Below are 18,361 nucleotides of genomic sequence, written 5' to 3' on the forward strand. Positions count from 1 at the left end.
GCGCTCCTCAGTTCGGCAAGGGGGGTGGAGGAGCGTCCGCCGGGGGCGGGGGCGCCGGCTCGGAGGGCGCGTGGTAATAGCCGTCCTTCCTGTCACCATAGTAGTGGTAGACCCCGTACTCCTGGCGTTTCAGATCGACGGCGTTCAGCACGACGCCCACGGTCTTGCCGCCGACGTCGAGCAGCGCGCGGATCCCGTAGCGCGCGAAGTCGTGCCTCGTCGAGGAGGCGCGCACGACGAGCACCGTGCCGTCGACCAGCGTCGACAGCACGGCGCCGTCGGTGACCGCGACGATGGGAGGGCTGTCGATGATGACCCGGTCGAAGCGGCCCTGGAGCTTCTGGAGCAGCGCCTTGAAGCGACCGCTGTGCAAGAGCTCCGCCGGGTTCGGCGGGATCGGGCCTGCCGGGATGACGTAGAGGTTCTCCACCTCGGTCTTGAGCGCGCTCTCGTCGTCCACGACGGAGTCGTCGAGCAGCGCGCTGGTGACGCCGAGCTCCGGGCTCTTGCCGAAGATCTGGTGGATGCGCGGCTTGCGGAGGTCGCAATCGATGAGGACGACCTTCTGTCCGGCCTGCGCCATGGCGACCGCGATGCAGCAGCACACGGTCGTCTTGCCCTCGCTGGGGCCGGCGCTGGCGATGAGGAGCGTCTTGTAAGGCCGGTCGGGCGACATGAAGAGCAGGTTGGTCCGGATCGCGCGCGCCGCCTCGGCGATCCCGCTCGTCGGCTGATCGTGCACGACGAGCTCGCGCCGGCCCAGCTGGGGCGCGGCCTTGCCGCGGTGGCGCGCCCTGCGGCGCTGGGCTTCCTTCTGGTCCCGCTTGTCGAACTCCGGGAGGAGGCCGAGGAAGGGCAGCCCGAGCTCCCGCTCGACCTCATCCGGCGTCCGCAGCGTGCGATCGAGCATCGCCCGCGCCAGCGCCGCGCCGATCCCGAGGAGCAGCCCGGCGAGGATGCCTATCCCGATGTTGACGCCGACGCGCGGCCGCAGCGCGGTGAGCGGGAGGTTCGGCCGATCGAGGATGTGGATGTTGTTCACCCGCAGCATTCGCTGGAGATCGCTCTCCTTCGTGCGCTCCAGGACGAGCTGGTACAGCTTCTCCGTGTTGTCCTTCGTCCTGCGGAGTCGATCGTACTCGATCTTGAGGGAGTTCAGCTCGAACGCCTGCTTCTTCGCGTCCTCGAGCAGCCCCACGAGGCCCCCCTCCTGGCGCTTCACGATGGCGAGATCGCGACTCACCGCGCCCTGAACGTTCTTGATCTCGGCGACCAGCGCGCTCCTGTTGGCGGCGACCCGCTCGGTCGCGGCGCGGACGTCGGGGTGGTTTTCACCCTTGCCGGAGCCGATGAGCGCGTCGCGCTCACGGACGCACTCCTCCTGGCGCGCGCGCAGCATCTGGAGGACCGGGCTCTGGATGAGCTCGGAGGCGGGGAGGTCGAGCGGGTTGTTCGGGTCGAGCTTCGACAGCTCGTGGTTCCGGGCCGCGAACTCTTCACGTTTCGTGCGCACGGACGTGAGAGCGTCGTTGATCTGCTTCATCTCCTCGCGCAGCAGGTTCGTCTTGTCCTCGAAATCGACGTCGAGGATGTTCTTGCTGAGCTTGTATTCGTGGAGCGACGTCTCGCTCGTCTCGAGATCGTTCTTCAGCTTGTCGAGCTGCGCCCGGAGCCAATCGACGGCTGAGTTCGTCGAGGCGACCGCGTCATCGAGGTTCTGCTCGATGTAGATGTCCATCAACGTGGAGAGGACGCGCTGAGCCCGCTCGCGATCCGCGTCGTTGTAGCGGATCACCGCGAGGCGGCTGTCCTTCACCGGCTCGACAGCGAGCCGCTCGCGCAGGATCTCCGCGGCCTCCTCCGGGGTCACGGACATCGGCCCGGGCGAGGCCGCGTCCTTCGGGAGGTCCTTCAGAAAATAAGCATCGTTCTGCAGGTTGAGCTGGGCGACGACCGCCAGCGCCACCCGGATGGACCGGATGACCTTGTACTGGGTTTCATAGTACTCGCGGTTATTCCAGTACGAGCCGGCGCCCATGTCGACCACGGTGTCGACCCCGCGGCCGAGCGGCCGAGGAGGGTTCGGATCGAACTGCACCGTCGCCGCCGATTGATAGATCTTCTTCTGCCCGAGCGTATAGAACGTGACGCTGAGGGCGACCAGGAGCAGGGTGGTCAGCGCGATGGCCCAGTGCTTGCTGACCGTTCGCCAGGTGACGACGAGGTCGAACGCGCGCTCGCCTGTGATCTCGTCGCGGAGAGCGGTCGTGGAGGGGGCTCTGGATTCGTCGGCCATAAGTCATGCGCTCGAAGCGCCTTCGCGGAGGGTAGAGGTCCGCGCGGAGGGGTAAGGTGCCCGCGGCGTCTCCAAAATTCAAGCCGGGGTTCTTACCAGGGGGGACGATGTAGTACAGTGTGCGCATTGTGGCAGGGCGCGGCCTGGCGGCGGCCTGGCGTCGGGGAGGCGAGGTGCGGCACATTCTCGCGCGGTGCGACGCTCGCGCCGATGCAGTACACTCCGGCCGCGCGTTCGGCAGCGAAAAACGCGCTCGGGCAGTCAGAATGGAACGATCGTCCTTCATGGCGCGCGGCGCGGTCGCGAGCGCGGTTTGCTCTGCGCTCCTCCTCGAGGGGGCCTCGGCCTTCGCCGACTGGCCATCTGCCCGTCACGACACGCAGCGCACGGGCGCCACGTCGTCCACGAGCAATATCGTGAAGCCGGCGCCCTACTGGCGGGCGTACCTCGGCGGTGTCCTCTCGACAGGCCGGGTGCTCGCAGGGGACGCGGACCAGGACGGCGATATCGACCTGCTCTTTGTGTCCGGCGGCCGCGTCGTCCTCTCCGATCCGCTGGGGTTCGTCCGCTGGAGCACCCCATCGCTGGGATTGCAGACGCTGCACTCCGTCGACGATCTCGACGGAGACGGGCGGGTCGAGATCGTCGCGCTGAGCGGCGCGGGCGCGGCGGTCATCGATGGATCGAGCGGAGCCGTCCTGTGGCGCGAGGACGCCTCGGAGCTCGGAACGCTCGGGGCCGCGCGCCTCGCGGATTTCAACGGCGACGGTTATCTCGATCTCTTCCTGGACGAGTGCGGCTGTTGCAGCGTGCGCACGGACAGCCCGGGTGTCATCTACAGCTTCGCGAGGGGGTTCGGCGCTGTCGAGCGGTTGCCTCCTCCTCCGCGGCGCGTGCATTGCAACGCGACGATCGACACGGTGGGCGACTGGAACGGAGATGGCGCGGACGATCTCCTCGTGTCCTCCTATGACCAGCTGTTCCTCGTCTCGGGCTCGGGGGACGTTTTTGCGGAGTCGGCCAGCATCGGCGCCCATCTCGGCGGGGCCGTCTGCGAGGCGGTGACCATGGGCGATCGGGCGAGCCCCGGTCAACACGCGCTCTGCTTCCAGAATCGGGTCCGCGGCAACCAGGGCGCGCGCGAGGTCACCCTGCTCGCGTACAGGCCGGACGAGATCCCGTCGCTCGCTGTGGTCTGGCGAAAGACCCTCAGCCCCAATGACGGCGGCGACGCCCGCGCCCCGACGCGCCTCGCGTGGGATCTCGACGGCGACGGCGCGCTCGAGGTGCTGGCGAGCGGCAAGGTGGGCGAAACCTGGACGTCCTTCGTGCTCGATGCCGCCACGGGCGCCGTGCTCGCCACCCTTCCCGACGCGATAGCGCAGGGCGCGGTCCAGGGAGACGCCGGCTCCGAGCAATGGCTCGTCGCGTCGCGCGAAGAGCGCGTGTCGGCGTACCGGTTCAGCCGCGCCGCCGGAGGCTCGCTGGAGAGGCTCTGGTCGCTGGACGGCGAGCGGGTGCGCACGCGGCTCGACTGGGCGAGATCCCGCAGGACGAACCTCGCCTTCTCGCTGGTGACTCCGGATCTCACGGGCGACGGACGCGGCGAGCTCGTGCTCGAGTCGACGTCGGAGCCCGTGGCGCTCACCGCGGTCGACATGCAGGGGGGCGGGACGACGGTCGCGGCCGTCTACTCCGTCGAGCCTGGCAGCGGCGTCGCGGCGCTCGAGCTGCCCGTCGCGAGCGCTCCGTCGTGGCCGCGGCTGGTGGTCTCCCGGGCCGACGGGTTCCTCACGTTGCTCGACGCGTCGTTCGGGCCCTCCAACCTCGTGCGGGAGGGGCGCGACGTCCTGCCCGGGATGCGCGTCGGCGGCTTCTACACAGGCCCGGGCGCCTTCGTCAATTTCGGCCGCGCCCCGCTCGCCGCGAGGTTCTCTCCGGAGGACGCCGCCGCCAGCGTCGTGGTCGTCGACAGCCGGGGCGACCTCGTCCGGGTCGCGTCCGACGGCGCGAGCAACGTGGCGCCGGCCAAGCCCGCCTGGCGCGTGAGGGACGCGTTTGGCGCGTCCATCGTTCCCGCCGAGGGGAGCTCGCCCGCGACGCTCGCGTGCTTCAGGCGGCTGCACCCGCTCACCGACCCGGCGAAGTACGCCGTCGCGACGCTCGACGCGAACGGCAGGCCAACGAGCGAAACTCCGCTCGAGAAGCCCCCCGCGTGGGACGTGCTGCACGGGGATCTCGACGGAGACGGCGCGCGCGAGCTCGTGGCGGTCACGGTGGATCCGAGCCTGCACACCGAGGTCGTCGCGATCGAACGGGGCGGCGGCGAGCGGTGGAGACACCGTATCGACGCCTCCGCCGGCACCCAGGCCGTCGCGATCGCCGACTGGAACGGAGACGGCGCGGAGGACGTGGCGGTCGCGATCAACAGGGCCAAGGTGCTCTCGGGCAGGAACGGCAGCCCCCTCGGCGAGAACCCGGAGACGGTGCTCTATTTCATGCCCATCCTCGCCGATGTGTCGGGAGATCATCGGCTCGAGATGACCCTGCAGGGGGGGTATGCCCCCGCGCGGGCGCTGCCGCACGACCTGAGCGCCGCGCTGTGGCGGGGCGCGGAGGACATCCGTCCCTATCCGCACGGCGCGATCGCGCGCTGCGACGGCAAAACGGTCCTCGTCGAGGGGTCGTTCATGAATCCGGCGCGGCTGACGTTCTCCGTGCTGGACGCCGCCAGCGGGGGGCAATCGAGCTTCATCGTCCTCGCGGGCGACGGCGCGTTCGACGCGGAGGACGCCGCGGCGCAGGCGGGCGCCCCGATGGGCCAGCTCGGAGACGTGGCGATCTCGCGGAACCTGACCGGGCGCGCGTCCGCCGGTCCGACCGCCATCGTCGGCTCCACGAACGGCTTCCTCTATGCGGTCGACGCGTGCTCGGCGCGCCTCGTGTGGTCATATGCTTTCGGCAGCCCCGTCGGCTCACCGAGCCTCGCGGACACCGACGGTGACGGCCACGACGACATCCTCGTGAGCGTGGCAGATGGCTACCTCTACAACATGCGACACGAGATCCTGCCGGCGCCCGAGTTCGTCTGGGACGTCGATCCGGGCAGCGGCGAGCGGGGCGAGGATATCGACGAGATCGAGACGAGGGACACGCTCCACATGAGGTGGTCGAAGGTCGATGGCGCGACGTCGTATCAGGTGACGGTCGTGGGCGGGCAAGGGGATTACCTGAGCTCGCCTGCGTGGCAGGACGTGGGCGACGTCGTCGAAGCCTCGGTCGGCGGGCTGCCGCTCCTCGATGGGGCGAAGTACTACGTCGGCGTGCGCGCGGTCTCTGCCGCCGGGCTCTCGCCGGACCGGGGGTCGGACGGCGTGATCGTGAGGATGCCGCAGGGCGAAGGGGGAGGCGGCGGTGGAGCCGGAGGCGCCGGAGGCGCCGGAGGCGCCGGCGGCGCCGGCGGCGGGGCAGGGGGTGGCGGCGATGGCGGAGCAGGGGGCACCGGCAGCGCAGGTCCTGGCGGAGCCGGCGCGGCCGGGTGGGACGACACGCTCCTGTACGGCCGTGGTTGCGTGTGCACCGAGGCGCCGGGGCAGCGTCCGGCCTCGTGGGCGGCCGGCCTCGGCGCTATCGCCCTGGCGCTCGTCGCCCTCGGCCGGGCCCGCGGGACGGCGAGCGCGCCGCCGAGCCGCCGCGCGACCAGGGCACCTCGCGGGCGCTGGCCGCACGACGCGCGGCCGGCGCGCTAGAAGCTCACGCCCCCGCCGAGCGCCAGCGTGAGCGCGAACGCCGCGCTCAGCAGGAGTATCGCGCCGAGCGTGTACCGCCGCACAGGCGCGTCGATCACGAAGGCGAGGCGCGCCACGCCGACCAGCACCGAGGGGCCGAACACGCCGAAATGGCGGACCAGGGGCGCCGGCGCCAGCAGGAGCCATCCGGCCACGCACGCGCTGCTCAGCACGCTGCCCGCCGCGAGCACGCGGCGCGAACCCGGGCCGGAGAAGTAAATGCACATGGCGTCCGTGACGAGCGGAGCCACCGCGGAGACCAGCATCGTCATCGTCATCGCGTCGCGCGCGGCGCCCGAGTGCGGCAGGCCGGGGATCCGGACCGTGAAGATCACATAGATGGCCGCGCCGAGGAGCGAGAGCAGGGCGGCCGGAGGCAGCCAGGCGCGCACGGCGCGCGCCTGCCAGGCCGCCGCGTCTCCAGACCTGCTCGCGCCCGCGACCGCGCGCGCCGCGAACGCCTGCGACGCCTGGGAGAGCACCGTGGCGAACGACCAGTAGAGCACCTGCTGCCCCACGCGATGGTCGCCGATGAGCTTGAGGTTGGCGCTGAGCGAGATCGGGTAAACGATGACCGTCGAGAAGTTCGCGATGGAGTACGGGACCGCGCGCCGGACGATGAGCATCGCGTAACGCGCGGCGCGCCGGAGCCGGGTCGGGCGCAGGAGGAGCAGCGCAGGCGAGGCGCCGGCGAGCCCGACCGCGACGGCGACGGCATCGGGGCGCCCCGCGAGCGCGGCCAGCATGGACGCGCCCGGGGAGAAGACGAGGAGCACCGCGAGCGCGTGCACATACCGCCCCCGGAGCTGCCAGCTCGGCCAGATGCTCGGCGAGGCGGCGGCGAGCAGCGAGCACGCGCTGAAGAGCGCGGTGACCAAACCCGCCGTCCCGCCCAGCCCGGTGATCAGCTCATGGGCGAGCGTGCAGCTGAAGGCGAACACGGCGACGAGCGCGAGGGCGCCGCCCACGAGCGCGCGGCCCTCCCTGGTCGCGAAGGCGCGCGCGCGGCGCGCAAGGGTCGGCGCGAGGCCGGCGGAGACCAGCGCGACGACGACCATCCCGCGCGACATGTAGTTGGCCAGCGCGGCGAGCGCCGCGGGGTCGGCCGACACCGCAAGCACCCACTGGGCCGCGAGAGAGACGGCGCGAGGCAGGATGACCGCGAAGGCGACCCCGGCGCCGCCGTGCATCCCAGCGCGCAGCAACGACGACAGCTTCACAGGGCGATTCGAAGGACGGGGAGGAAGGCGGAGATGGCCACGATCGTGCGCAATCTACCTACGGGCTGAGCGAAGGCGCCAGCGCCTTCGCCTTCTCCTCGAGGACCCGCTTGCGCAGCGCAGGGTCCTGCCCCCCGCGCCGCTGCAGCAGGCGCTCCAGCGCCTTCGACGCCTCGATGTGCGCGCCCGCTCGGCTGGCGGCGTCGGCCAGCTTGAGGAGGCGCTCCTCGGTCGGCTCGTCCTGCGCTGCCCGCGCGTAGTAGGTCACGGCCGACGGATGGTCTTTCCGCGCCGTGAGCAGATCGCCGGCCCAGGTCGACGTCGCCGCGCACGCCGCGAGCGTGGTGCACGACGCGGAGAGCAGCTCGCGGAGCGCGGGGAGGAGCTTCTCGGACGAGGCCATCTGCGCCGCCGCGACGACCCGCAGGCGAAGACAGCCGGCCCGATTGTCCAGCCGCTCGCAGCTCCCCGAGAGCAGCTGCTCCGCCTCCGCGCTCTTCTTGCCCAGGAGGAGGAGCCGCGCCCTCAGCTGGACCGCGAAGAACGAGTCGTCGTCGAGGCCCTGCACCGCCGCCGCGTGCGCCTCGATCTCCCGCTCGCAGGCGGCCCTCCGCCCGTCGTCACCGCCGCAGCGGGCGGAGCCCGGGACCTCCAGCATCGCGAGCAGCGCATCGCCGGCAGCCCAGTGCGCTCCGACCCGCGCGGGGTCGCGTGCGATCGCCTCCTCCGCGCAGCGCAGGCGCAGCTCGACCTCTTCCCGGCGGTCGCCCGCGGTGGCCATGCGCTCGAGCACCGCGACCCCGGCCTTGCCTTCCGGCACGGCCCGCTGCAGCTCCTCCCACGTGTGGGTCCACTGCCGGGCGAGCCCCGCGGCCGTGTCGGTCACGCCGGGGTCGTCCTCCACGGCGAGCCGCAGGCTCAGGAGCGCCTGCTCCTTGGCGCCGCGCGACGCGAGCACCTCCGCGAGCAGGAGGTGGGCGCGCCCGTGGCGGCGCGAGCGCTCGAGCGTGCGCTGGAGCCATGGGATGGGGCTCTCGCCGCTGCCCCGCAGCGCGGCGACCGCGCCGAGCAGCGGGAAGTACGGCTCCGCGGGGTGGCGGAGGATCGCCGCGCGGAGCTCCTCGCGGAAGCGTGGCCAGCCGGCGCCGCTCGCCGCGCCGGCGTCGCTCTGCGCGCGCAGCGACCGGCGGTCGTGGTCGACGTCACGCCAGCCGAAGCGCACCATCAGGGAGACGAGCGCGAGCGCGGAGGCCGCGGCGCAAGCCGCCGCCTGCCACGGCCGCCGCCGCTCCGGGCCGGGCTCGCCCGCCGGAGCCTCGTGCCGCGGCCGCTCGCCATGGGCCTCACCCCAGAGCGAGCCCAGGGTCGTCGCGAGCGCGATGCTGACGCCTGGCACCTCGAGCCCGAGATCGAACAGGTTCTGGAGGACGAGCACCGCGCAGCCGACCCAGGCGCCGAGCGCCGCCGTGCTCGCGCGCAAGGCGATCTTGCCCGGGCGAAACGCGGCGCCGAGCGCGACGAGCGAGGCCGCCGCGACCGGAGCGCCCCACTCGGCCGCCCACTGGATCACCACGTTCTCGGCGTGTGTGAACACGATGTTCCCCGGCGACTGTCGGTACGCCGGGAACACCGTCTCGAACGCGCCGCGCCCGACGCCGAGGAGCCAGTGATCCGCGAGCAGCGGGAGCGTCGAGCGAAAGAGCGACAGCTTGTCGAGGTTGTCGTCCGCCATCTCCGCGAGCGTGCGGTTCGTCGCGGCGAGCGCGGCCAGCAGCGCGCCGCCGCCGATGGCCACGCTCAACAGCCAGGCCGCCGCGCCCCGGCCGCGGGGGCCGGAGCGGTGCCTGCCGCGCCGCCGCGAGAGCAACGCGAAGAGGGCGAGGCCGAGCGGCAGCACGAGCAGCCCTCCGCGCGACGACGCGATGATGCCGACCCCGACGATCGTGGTGAGGCCGACGCCGGCGACCCAGGGCGGCAGGAGCGGCCTGCTCGTGAGCAGCAGCCCGACCCCCGAGAGGACGCCGAGGTTCAGGTAACCGGCGAGGTTGTTCGGGTTGAGCAGCGGCCCGACGTGCCATGACGCCACCGAGAACCGCGGTTGATACAGGCCGAAGACGGTCGTCGCGCCGAGCAGCCCGTGGGCGATCGTCGTGAGCGCGGCGAGGAACGCGCTGCCGAAGACCAGGGTGATCCCGAGCTTCGCGCCGCGCCGCGCGCCGACGAACGCGGCCGTGATGAAGACGCCGGTATAGGTCAGCCATTTCACGGCCTCCACCAGCGTGGCCCCGGGGTCGAGCGAGGCGCTGGCGTACCGCGGCGCCGCCTCGCCGAGCGGCATCAGGGAGCGCGACCAGATGTCGGCGCTCGCCGGCGAGAGCCGCTCGAGCCACGCGAGCGGCAGCGGCGCGGCCTGCAGCAGCGTATACGCGGTCAGGCCGAGCAGCGTGAGCGCCGGCAGCGTCTTCACGGGAGACGGCTCGCCGGCGAGCGCGCTGGCGCGGAGCGAGAGCGCGGCGGCGATCGCCACGACCGCGGACACGAGGGCCAGCGTCGGCGTATGGACAGCGCCGATGGCGAGCACGGACCCGGCGACGATGGCCCCGAGCAGCCACGGGATCACGCGCTCGGCGAGCGGCGGTGCGGCGCCTCCTGGGCGGCTCCGCGCCGCGGCGCCCATCGAGCGCCGGAGCTCGGCGGGCGACCTTAGCTTCGGGCGTGGGGAGTCCGTCGTCACGGCCGGCCAGGGTAGTCGATCTGCGCCGCAGAGGGACGGGGTCGCTCACGGCACCATCGAGTCGACCTGCGCACTCGCGGGATTGACCGAGAGAGTGTGAGATGACGAGCATCCATCCAGGAGCGCTGTCGCGCGCCGCCGCGCGCCGCCGCGCATCAAGGGGCCTTCCTTCGCGTTCGACGCCGAGCGGTTGATCACGAAGCGGTCGTCCAAGGCGCTGAGCGCGCTCGCGCCCAACCACGCCTCCGGCGACCAGCTCGCCGATCACGACCTGCTCCGAGGAGGCGCTCGCGCAGCCTCGCCGCTCGTGTAGAGTGCGCCGCGTGCTCACGCTCTCGGCGCATCCTCTGCTCGAAGTCGCCGCCTTCGTCACGACGTTCCCCGCGCCGCTCGGCGAGCTGCAGGGGAGCGACGCGCTCCGCGGCCTCCTGTCCGACAAGGCCTCGGCCCCGTTCCGCTCGGACGACGGCGTGCGGTCGGCGGTCCGCGATCTGCTCCGGCACGGCGGCTACAAGCCGACAGGCCGGGGCAAGCCGGCCTCCGAGTACCTCATCCGCGCCGCCGAGGGGGGATCGCTCGCGGCCATCAACGCGGCCGTGGACGCGTGCAACGCCGTGTCGCTGCACACGGGCCTTCCCATCAGCGTGATCGATCTCGACCGCGCCCGCCCGCCGCTCCGCATCGAGGTCGCGCCCGCTGGGGCCCGCTACGTGTTCAACGCCTCGGGGCAGGAGATCGACCTCGAGGGGCTCCTCTGCGTCTTCGACGCGGACGGCCCGTGCGCGAACGCCGTGAAGGACGCGCAGCGCACGAAGACGCACGCGGGGACGACGCGCACGCTCTCGGTCCTCTGGGGCAGCCGCGCGCTTCCGGGCCGCGCCGCGGGAGCGGCCGCCTGGTACAAGGAGCTGCTCGCCGGCGTCGGCGCGGCGACCTCGGACGCGCCGATCGCGGCCTGATCGCCCGGCGCGCGGGCCATCGCCTCCCACGCACGCCGGCGCGCCGCCGCTGCCGCGATGCGCCCTACGGCGCCGGCGCAGGGGGGTCGGGCAGCGTGATCACGCTCTCGTCCTTGTCGGTGAGCCACCGCCAGTTGTCGATGAGCCCGGTCGAATCGAGCTGATGGTCTCCGGCGTCGTAGGCCCCCCATCGGATCTTGATCTCCGTGTTCGGCTCCACGGGCGCCGAGGTGACCAGCCAGCTCGTCCCCGCGCGGCTCTCGAACCCCGTCCCGAGCAGCTCCCGGGTCCCGCGGGTGCACGCGTAGACCCTCTCGTCGAGATCGCAGGGCGGGCCGTCCGCGCAGGCGCAGACGTCGATGAAGGAGTTGTTGACGCTCATCGCGTTCCTCTCGCTGTCGAACAGGATGTGGCCATCGATGAGGTTGGCCGGCCGCGGCGAGAGGAACGCGACGAAGTAATCGTTGAAATTGTCGCAGACGACGGGCCAGTCGAACGTGACGTAATTGACGTTGAACGCGAAGCCGCGGACGTTCGACGGGACCCGGAGAGTGATCTCGACGGCGGTCGGATCGGACGGCTTCGCCGGCACGAGATCCTCGCAGTTGCGAGGGTCCTTCGGAAAGCCCTCGGGGAACTCGCCTTCGTACTTCTTGTCGAAGCCCTGCGGGCTCTCGAACCCCTCGTCGTCCGCCGTCCGCGCCGTGCCGCTCGAGAGGGCGAGCAGCCGCGTGCCCGCCCTCGGCGGGACGTTGGGTCCGAACTTGGGGAGGATGCCGTGCCCGAGGTGGAAGTTGGCGAGCAGCTGGGCTTCCTGCGGCGGCGGCGCGCCGTCGACCATGACCCAGGCGGCGGAGACCACGCCCCAGTCGCGGGGCCCGGACGACATCTTGCACAGCTCGACCGCCCTCGCGGCGTTGAGCGGATCCAGGTCGTCGAGCGGGATCCCGTCGTCGCACGGCTCGGGCACGTTGTCGGGGATGCCGTCGCAGTCGTCGTCCACGGGCTCCGGCGAGGCTCCCCCTTCTCCACCGACCGTCGGGAGCTCGAGCGCTCGCGGGTTGATCAGCGCGTTGCAATCGTCGCAGTCGCCGTCGAGCTCCGTGAAGCCGTCGCCGTCGTCGTCGGCCTCCGGCGAGCCGCTGCAGCCCGCGCCCCCCGCACCCACCCCCGCGGACGTGGCGGCGGTCGTCGCGTCGGCCGTCGTTTCGGCTGTCGTGGTCGGTGTCCCGCCGGTGCTGGAGCTGCTCGCGGCGCCGCCCTCCCCGACATCAAGGCCGCCTACCGGTCCGATGTTCCCGGTGCAGGCCGTGCCCAGACACCCTGCCGCGGTGATGAGGCTCAAGAAATTCAACCAAGGTTTCATCGGTGCTCCTCGAGGTCGCATGGAACCAGGGAGGTTCGGGTCGATCCGGCGATACGGGAGTCGTCGATGATTTTATCAGCAGAAGCGGCCGCAGCAGTCAGCCCATCCCGGCAAAGGTCGGTGCTTTTTTGTGAGGTGAATGCCCACATCGTGGCACCCGCATCCGACCCAGGCGCCATGGTCATGCGCGTTCCAGGAGACGCGGGTCATGGCGACAAAACGCAGAGCGCCGGCGCTTCGACAGCGCCGGCGCTCTCGGCCTCTCCGAGGGGCCGTCCACGGTTCGCCCCGCTCACACGCAGCGGGCGGAGCGCTCTGAACGATCAGGCCTGGGCGCCCGCTTCCTTCTTGCCCTTGCGCTTCGGCTCCTTCTTGCTGCCGGCGCCGTTCGTGGTCGCGGGGACCGCGGCGAGCGTCGGGCGCAGCAGGTCCTCGGCCAGCTTGGCCGCGCGGTCCGTCTTCTCCCAGGTGAACTCGTCACGCCCGAAGTGGCCGTACGCGGCCGTCTTTCGGTAGATGGGCTTCAGCAGATCGAGCTGATCGATGATCGCCTTCGGCCGCATGTCGAAGTTCTGCATGATGTACTTCTCGAGCACGTCCTCACCTACGCGGCCCGTGCCGAAGGTGTTCACGTGGACGCCGACCGGCTGCGCGACGCCGATGGCGTAGGCGATCTGCACCTCGCAGCGCGCCGCGAGCTTGGACGCGACGACGTTCTTCGCGACGTAGCGCGCGTAGTAGCAGGCCGAGCGGTCGACCTTCGTCGGGTCCTTGCCGCTGAAGGCGCCGCCGCCGTGCCGGCCCATGCCGCCGTAGGTGTCGACGATGATCTTGCGGCCGGTGAGGCCGGCGTCGCCGAAGGGGCCGCCGACCACGAAGCGGCCGGTGGGGTTCACGTAGATCTTCGTGCTCCGATCCATCAGCTTGGCCGGGATGCACTTCTCGATGATCAGGCTCCGCACCGCGTCGACGATCGTCTTGTGCTTGACCTCGGGGCCGTGCTGCGTCGACACGACGACGGCGCTCACGCGCACGGGCGTCTGATCTTCGTACTCGATCGTGACCTGGGTCTTGCCGTCGGGGCGCAGCCAGTCGAGCTTCTTGGATTTGCGGAGATCGGCGAGCTTCCGGGCGAGGCGGTGGGCATAGCTGATGGGGGAGGGCATCAGCTCCGACGTCTCGTCCGTCGCATAACCGAACATGAGCCCCTGGTCGCCTGCCCCCTGCTCCTTGAAGAGGCCCTCGCCCTCGGTGACGCCGCGGGAGATGTCGGGCGACTGCTTCTCGATCGCCGTGAGCACCGCGCACGTCTCGTAGTCGAAGCCCATCGCGGCGTCGGTGTAGCCGATGTCCTTGATGGTGTTGCGCACGACGACCGGCATGTCGACCCACGCCGAGGTGGTGATCTCGCCGGCCACGACGGCCATCCCCGTCTTCACCAGGGTCTCGCACGCGACGCGGGCCGTCGGATCCTTCTCGAGGATCCCGTCGAGAATGGCGTCGGAGATCTGGTCGCACACCTTGTCGGGGTGTCCTTCGGTGACGGACTCGGATGTGAACTGGTAACGGCGCATGAATCGCTCCTTCGGCGGACTCGAAATCGGACCTCTACGCATAGTTCGAGCGCGGGGCACCGTCAACGCGAGCCGCGGCCTTCCGCGGACAAAAGCGCCGGCCGGACGAGCTGCCTCCGGGCTGTCGGTGTGGGCTGTCGGTGTGGGCTGTCAGTGTGGGCTGTCGGTGTGAACGGTGCCGGGCGGCTGTCGCTGTCGACCCGCACCGACGTTCCGCGCAGGCTGCTGCCTGGGCAGCACTCTCACTCGGCTTCGCTGCTTCCTCGCTTCGCTGCTTCCCTGCTTCCCGGTGCGCCCGCGCTCCCTGGTGAAGGCGCTGCGCTGACTGCGGGGAGCTTGCCGGCGGGGTCGCCCGCGAGACCGGACGAGCGGGGGGCGTCGGGCCGCCGATCCGGCGCGCTCGCCCCGAGTGCGCCGCGCCGCCAGAGGTTATGATGCCGCGCATGATGTTCGACGAGATCAAGGCGTGCCTGGAGCGCGAGGGCTGGGCTGTGGAGGTCGTATCCAACGACAGCATGCGCAGCGACTTCCAGGGGGCCGAGCGGCTCTTCCCGCTGTTCGTGCGGCTCTCGCCCCCCTTCGTCGTCTTCGCGGTGATCCCGTTCGTGCGGCTCCCGATGGAGCTCGAGGAGGGCGACGCGATCGTGCGGCGCCTGCTCCAGCTGAACCGTGAGATCAACATGGCCAAGCTCTCGGCCGACGAGGAGGGCGACGTGATTCTCAGCGTCGAGTACCGCCTCGAGGACCTCGATCCGAGCGAGGTGCGCGACGCCGTCGACGTGCTCTCCTTCTACGCGAACAAGCACTATGCCGAGCTCGTGGCGCTCGCCGCGCCATGAGCGGTCACCGACCCCGCTTCAAGGCAGGATCTGCTCCTCTCTGGGCTTGAGCCCCTCGTGCTCCTTCAGCTCGGTGCGCACGACCCGGACGCGCCGCACGTCGCGCCCGCGGACGACGGTGAGCTCGACGGCGCTCCCGACGGCGCCGCGGAGCCGATCGCGCACCGCCGCCGACGAGAGATCCCGGACATACACGCCATCAATCATCATGATCTCGTCGCCCGGGATCAGCCCCGCCCGCTCGGCGGCGAGGCCCGGCGGCACGTCGCGCACGTAGAGCGCCAGCGACTCGTTATCTCGCCCAAGGACAGCGCCGATGGATCCCACGCCCGCGGTGCACCCTGCGGCCACGAGCAGGAGCGCCGCGCTCCAGGACCTGTTTGCCACCGCGGCACCATAGCGCCGAGGAGCCCCGGCGCGCCGCCATTCTCGCAGGGCGCCCCCCGGAGCGCGCGGCGGGACGCGGCCGCCACGTCAGACCGGCCCGAGCGGACGCGCGCGCTCGTCGAACGTCAGATCGCCGCAGGCGAGAGAATGTGACTTTACAGGAAGGGAGCGCCCGAGTGTGCCTGTCGCGTCCGCACGCGAGGTGCGAAGCGCGGTTCTCGGTGGGGCTTCAGGAGCGCAACCAACTACGCAGCTGGTCGCCGGAGGCGCGGGATACGCGCTGGAGAGCGCGGCGTGGCGCCGGGGCGCGGGCTTGCAGCGATCTGTCACGCCATGTCCATCGAGAGGTCGCAATCCAGTTGGTCTCCGGGGGCGGCTGCCCTAGAGTCCGGGCCGGGGTCGCCGATGCCTGAACCGCGCGCTGCTGCCGAGAGCTCGACACCTGCCGCCCAGTCCGGCGGTGTGCCCGGCGGCTGGAAGATGCGGATGGAGGACCCGCTCAATCGCTACTATCGGTACCCGATCGCGCGCTGGATCGTGCGGGCGCTGATGAGGACGCCGGTCACGCCGAACCAGGTGACGCTGGTTCAGCCGCTCTTCGCCGCGCTGGCCGGTTACCTGGTGACGTTCGATGATCCGAGGCACCTCATCGCCGGGGCGCTCGTGTTCGAGCTCCGCTCCATCCTGGACTGCGTGGACGGCGCGCTGGCGCGGGCGAAGAGGATGGTGAGCCCCGCCGGGCACGCCATTGACGGCCTGGCCGACTGGCTGGGCGTCGTCTTTCTTTATGCCGGCATCTTCTGGCACCTTCACCTTCACCCGCCGCCGGAGGGCCCGTGGAGCGCGGCCGTGCCCACGAACGCACTCCTGCTGATCGCGCTGCTCCAGGGGGCGCTGCGCTCTTTCTCCGCGGACTACTTCAAGCTCAAGTACTGCTCGATCTTCGAGACGGGCACCGACGAGACGGCGGACGTGCTGCGCCGGAAGATCCAGGCGCTCGGCCCCTCCTCCTCGTTCTTTGCCCATTTCGATGTCTTCATCGGGCGCATGGGGCACCTGGCGTTCGAGCACGAGTGGTTCGACCCGCGGCGGAGCCAGTCCTCGACCAGCGCGGATCAGGTAAAGCAGCTGATCCGGGAGGAGGCGTCGCCGCTCACGCGCCTCATCGGCGCGCTCTGGGCGATATCGAACGGCGACGCGTTCCTGTCGATGGTGGTGCTGACGCTCCTCGTGAACCAGCTCTGGCTGGGCCAGGTCTTCTTCGCGACGGGCGGGGTCGTCTGGATCGTCGCGGTCGTCTGGCTGAACGGCTGGTTCCTCCGCGGCGCATCCCGCCGCGCGAAGCTGGCCGTGGCCTGAGCTCGGCGATGGGCTGCGCCGCCGAGCTCGGATCCGCGAGTCCCCCTCAGCGCCCGCTCTAGAGGGCGCTCGCCAGGCGGCGGGCCTTCTCCACGTCTTCTTCGAAGTCGATCTCGGTCCAGGGCAGGTCGTCGACGCGCTCGATACCGAACGGTACCTCCTGGAAAGCGCGGTCCATCGCGGCCTCGTACTCCTGGTCGAGGCGGCCGGCGGAGACCTCCTCCTCCAGGAGGCGCTGCATCGCGCGACCGCCCTGCGGGCCGACCTTGGCGAAGCCGACGGTCTCGCCGGCGATGTCCCAGTCCTTGCCCACGCGGCGCGCGATCTTGAGGACGCGGCCGGCGCGGACGCCGACCATCATCTCTTCGCCGCTCTCCTCCGAGCTCGCGTCGACCAGCAGGCAGTTCTCGTGGGGCGAGCTCACGAGGCGCCGCAGCAGCGCGGCGGGGTACAGCACGTCGGCGTCCATCCACAGCCCGCCGCCCGACAGCCGGTCGGCCGCCACGTGGAGCGAGACGATGCTGCCGTGGGTGAACCGCGGGTTCTTGACGAGCTCGATCTTCAGCGAAGGGCGGAGCGAGGCGAGCGCGTCCTCGATCATCTCGTGCCGGAAGCCGACGACGATCGTCAGATCGGTGACGCCGCTCTCGGTGAGGTTCACGAGGTGGCGCTCGAGCAGCGTCTTGCCCTCGATCGAGATGAGGCACTTGGGCGCGTCCCGGCCGATGCGCCGGCCGCGGCCGGCGGCGAGCAGGATCGCCCTCATCGGCGCGCCTCGGCCGCGAAGCGGGAGGCGAGCTCCTGCGGCGTCTCCGCGACGCGGCCGATGCCCTTCACGGTGCCGCCGTCGACGAGGGCGAGGACCATGACCGGGCCCGGCTGCACGAGCGCGACGCGCAGCGACGCCTCGAAGGACTCGGCGGAGTCGGCGCGGTGCGTGGCGCGGTAGCCGACCGCGCTGGCGACCGACTCGAGCTTCACGTCGCCCGAGATCGTCCGCTGCCCGCCCGTCGAGGCGTGGGAGCGGTTGTCGAGGACGACGTGGACGAGGTTCGCCGGCCGCTCGCTGCCGACGCTGGCGAGGGCGTTCATGCCCATGAGGACGTTGCCGTCGCCGTCGAGCACGAAGATCCGCTTGCGCGGCTGCGCGAGCGAGAGCCCCAGGCCGATCGACAGGCCGAGCCCCATCGAGCCGATCATGTAGAAGTTCGAGGGCCGGTCCTGCGTCGTGTAGAGCTCGCGGCCGATCATGCCGTTGCAGCAGACCACGAGGTCGTCCTTGCCGACCGCCGCCGTGAACACCTTCAGCGCTTCGAGCTTGTTCATTCGAGCACCCCCGCGGGCACGATGAGCGCCGCCGGCTGCCTGGTGGAGAGCATGACGTCCTTCGCCCACTGCACCTGGGGCCCCATCGGCTCGGCGGCGCGGAGGACGCGGTGCTGGATCTTCATCAGATCGAGGATAGGGAGCATGATCTCGCCCATCATGATGTGCTCCGGGGCGTCGTTGCCGCCCTCGCCGCGCCAGGAGATGACGAGCAGCGTGGGCACCTCGTACATCGTGCTGAGCGAGGCCAGCGCGTTCACGGAGACGCCGAGCCCGGAGTTCTGCATCAGGACCATCGGCAGCCTGCCGCCGAGCCAGGCGCCGAAGGCCATCCCGATGGCGCTGTCCTCGCGGGTCGCCGAGATGTAACGGGCGCTCGTGTCGGCGTCGAGCCGCGAGACCAGGCCCTTCAGCAGCGAGCAGGGCACGCCCGCGAAGAAGTCGAACCCCGCCTCCTTGAGCGCGGCGACGAACTCGGGTGCATACGATTTGCCTGAACCGTGGGACATCGCC

Annotated in this window: 13 protein-coding genes; 4 read left to right on the plus strand and 9 right to left on the minus strand. The window is 71.1% G+C overall.

Going from position 1 to position 18,361, the window contains the following annotated elements; genetic code table 11:
* Positions 1-7 precede the first annotated feature (7 nt).
* Positions 8-2,296: a GumC family protein gene (locus tag ACSRUE_RS12020; protein WP_441291113.1), complete on the minus strand. Its 2,289-nt coding sequence runs from the start codon at positions 2,294-2,296 to the stop codon at positions 8-10.
* A 266-nt stretch (positions 2,297-2,562) separates the two neighbouring features.
* Here ACSRUE_RS12020 and ACSRUE_RS12025 point away from each other — a divergent pair, with 266 nt between their 5' ends.
* Positions 2,563-6,045 (plus strand): FG-GAP repeat domain-containing protein, encoded by a 3,483-nt coding sequence (locus tag ACSRUE_RS12025; protein ID WP_441291114.1) that lies wholly within the window; start codon positions 2,563-2,565, stop codon positions 6,043-6,045.
* On the opposite strand, the gene ACSRUE_RS12030 is transcribed toward ACSRUE_RS12025, so the two are convergent.
* Together ACSRUE_RS12030 and ACSRUE_RS12035 are read right to left on the minus strand one after the other, a co-directional pair.
* Positions 6,042-7,304, minus strand: a complete 1,263-nt coding sequence (locus tag ACSRUE_RS12030; RefSeq protein ID WP_441291115.1) for a hypothetical protein — start codon at positions 7,302-7,304, stop codon at positions 6,042-6,044. The genes ACSRUE_RS12025 and ACSRUE_RS12030 overlap by 4 nt on opposite strands.
* A 58-nt stretch (positions 7,305-7,362) precedes the next feature.
* Positions 7,363-10,038, minus strand: coding sequence for an O-antigen ligase family protein (locus ACSRUE_RS12035; protein WP_441291116.1), 2,676 nt, complete (start codon positions 10,036-10,038; stop codon positions 7,363-7,365).
* Positions 10,039-10,361: 323 nt separating this feature from the next.
* Between ACSRUE_RS12035 and ACSRUE_RS12040 the strand changes: the two genes are divergently transcribed.
* Positions 10,362-10,997, plus strand: a complete 636-nt coding sequence (locus ACSRUE_RS12040) for a phenylalanine--tRNA ligase beta subunit-related protein (RefSeq protein WP_437764288.1) — start codon at positions 10,362-10,364, stop codon at positions 10,995-10,997.
* 64 nt (positions 10,998-11,061) lie between these two features.
* Here ACSRUE_RS12040 and ACSRUE_RS12045 read toward each other — a convergent pair whose 3' ends face one another.
* Both ACSRUE_RS12045 and metK read right to left on the minus strand, forming a co-directional pair.
* Positions 11,062-12,363, minus strand: a complete 1,302-nt coding sequence (locus tag ACSRUE_RS12045) for a hypothetical protein (protein ID WP_441291117.1) — start codon at positions 12,361-12,363, stop codon at positions 11,062-11,064.
* A 323-nt stretch (positions 12,364-12,686) separates the two neighbouring features.
* Positions 12,687-13,937, minus strand: coding sequence for a methionine adenosyltransferase (gene metK, locus ACSRUE_RS12050; protein ID WP_441291118.1), 1,251 nt, complete (start codon positions 13,935-13,937; stop codon positions 12,687-12,689).
* Between the two features lie 443 nt (positions 13,938-14,380).
* Here metK and ACSRUE_RS12055 point away from each other — a divergent pair, with 443 nt between their 5' ends.
* A complete protein-coding gene (locus tag ACSRUE_RS12055; protein ID WP_437764291.1) occupies positions 14,381-14,776 on the plus strand; it encodes a YbjN domain-containing protein in 396 nt (131 codons plus the stop codon).
* Between the two features lie 18 nt (positions 14,777-14,794).
* Here the strand turns inward: ACSRUE_RS12055 and ACSRUE_RS12060 are convergent, their stop codons facing one another.
* Positions 14,795-15,163, minus strand: coding sequence for a PDZ domain-containing protein (locus ACSRUE_RS12060; protein WP_441291119.1), 369 nt, complete (start codon positions 15,161-15,163; stop codon positions 14,795-14,797).
* 486 nt (positions 15,164-15,649) lie between these two features.
* On the opposite strand from ACSRUE_RS12060, the gene ACSRUE_RS12065 reads away from it, so the two are divergent.
* On the plus strand, positions 15,650-16,522 hold the full coding sequence (locus tag ACSRUE_RS12065) for a CDP-alcohol phosphatidyltransferase family protein (protein WP_441291120.1): 873 nt from the start codon (positions 15,650-15,652) through the stop codon (positions 16,520-16,522).
* A 58-nt stretch (positions 16,523-16,580) separates the two neighbouring features.
* Here ACSRUE_RS12065 and ACSRUE_RS12070 read toward each other — a convergent pair whose 3' ends face one another.
* The 3 genes from ACSRUE_RS12070 to ACSRUE_RS12080 are packed head-to-tail and all read right to left on the minus strand — an operon-like array spanning position 16,581 to position 18,357.
* Positions 16,581-17,288 (minus strand): NTP transferase domain-containing protein, encoded by a 708-nt coding sequence (locus tag ACSRUE_RS12070; protein WP_437943330.1) that lies wholly within the window; start codon positions 17,286-17,288, stop codon positions 16,581-16,583.
* On the minus strand, positions 17,285-17,848 hold the full coding sequence (locus ACSRUE_RS12075) for a thiamine pyrophosphate-dependent enzyme (RefSeq protein ID WP_441291121.1): 564 nt from the start codon (positions 17,846-17,848) through the stop codon (positions 17,285-17,287). Before ACSRUE_RS12075 ends, ACSRUE_RS12070 begins: the two co-directional genes overlap by 4 nt.
* A complete protein-coding gene (locus ACSRUE_RS12080; RefSeq protein ID WP_437943328.1) occupies positions 17,845-18,357 on the minus strand; it encodes a thiamine pyrophosphate-binding protein in 513 nt (170 codons plus the stop codon). The genes ACSRUE_RS12075 and ACSRUE_RS12080 overlap by 4 nt, the downstream gene beginning before the upstream one ends.
* Positions 18,358-18,361: the final 4 nt, after the last annotated feature.

The sequence above is a fragment of the Sorangium sp. KYC3313 genome (assembly GCF_052075895.1).
GTDB lineage: Bacteria > Myxococcota_A > Polyangia > Polyangiales > Polyangiaceae > Sorangium > Sorangium cellulosum_B.

Bases quoted from the DNA above. Each gene is read 5' to 3' on its own strand.
- ACSRUE_RS12020 (WP_441291113.1), bottom strand. From the start codon at position 2,296: ATGGCCGACGAATCCAGAGCCCCCTCCACGACCGCTCTCCGCGACGAG.
- ACSRUE_RS12025 (WP_441291114.1), top strand. From the start codon at position 2,563: ATGGAACGATCGTCCTTCATGGCGCGCGGCGCGGTCGCGAGCGCGGTT.
- ACSRUE_RS12045 (WP_441291117.1), bottom strand. From the start codon at position 12,363: ATGAAACCTTGGTTGAATTTCTTGAGCCTCATCACCGCGGCAGGGTGT.
- metK (WP_441291118.1), bottom strand. From the start codon at position 13,937: ATGCGCCGTTACCAGTTCACATCCGAGTCCGTCACCGAAGGACACCCC.
- ACSRUE_RS12055 (WP_437764291.1), top strand. From the start codon at position 14,381: ATGATGTTCGACGAGATCAAGGCGTGCCTGGAGCGCGAGGGCTGGGCT.
- ACSRUE_RS12065 (WP_441291120.1), top strand. From the start codon at position 15,650: ATGGAGGACCCGCTCAATCGCTACTATCGGTACCCGATCGCGCGCTGG.
- ACSRUE_RS12070 (WP_437943330.1), bottom strand. From the start codon at position 17,288: ATGAGGGCGATCCTGCTCGCCGCCGGCCGCGGCCGGCGCATCGGCCGG.
- ACSRUE_RS12075 (WP_441291121.1), bottom strand. From the start codon at position 17,848: ATGAACAAGCTCGAAGCGCTGAAGGTGTTCACGGCGGCGGTCGGCAAG.
- ACSRUE_RS12080 (WP_437943328.1), bottom strand. From the start codon at position 18,357: ATGTCCCACGGTTCAGGCAAATCGTATGCACCCGAGTTCGTCGCCGCG.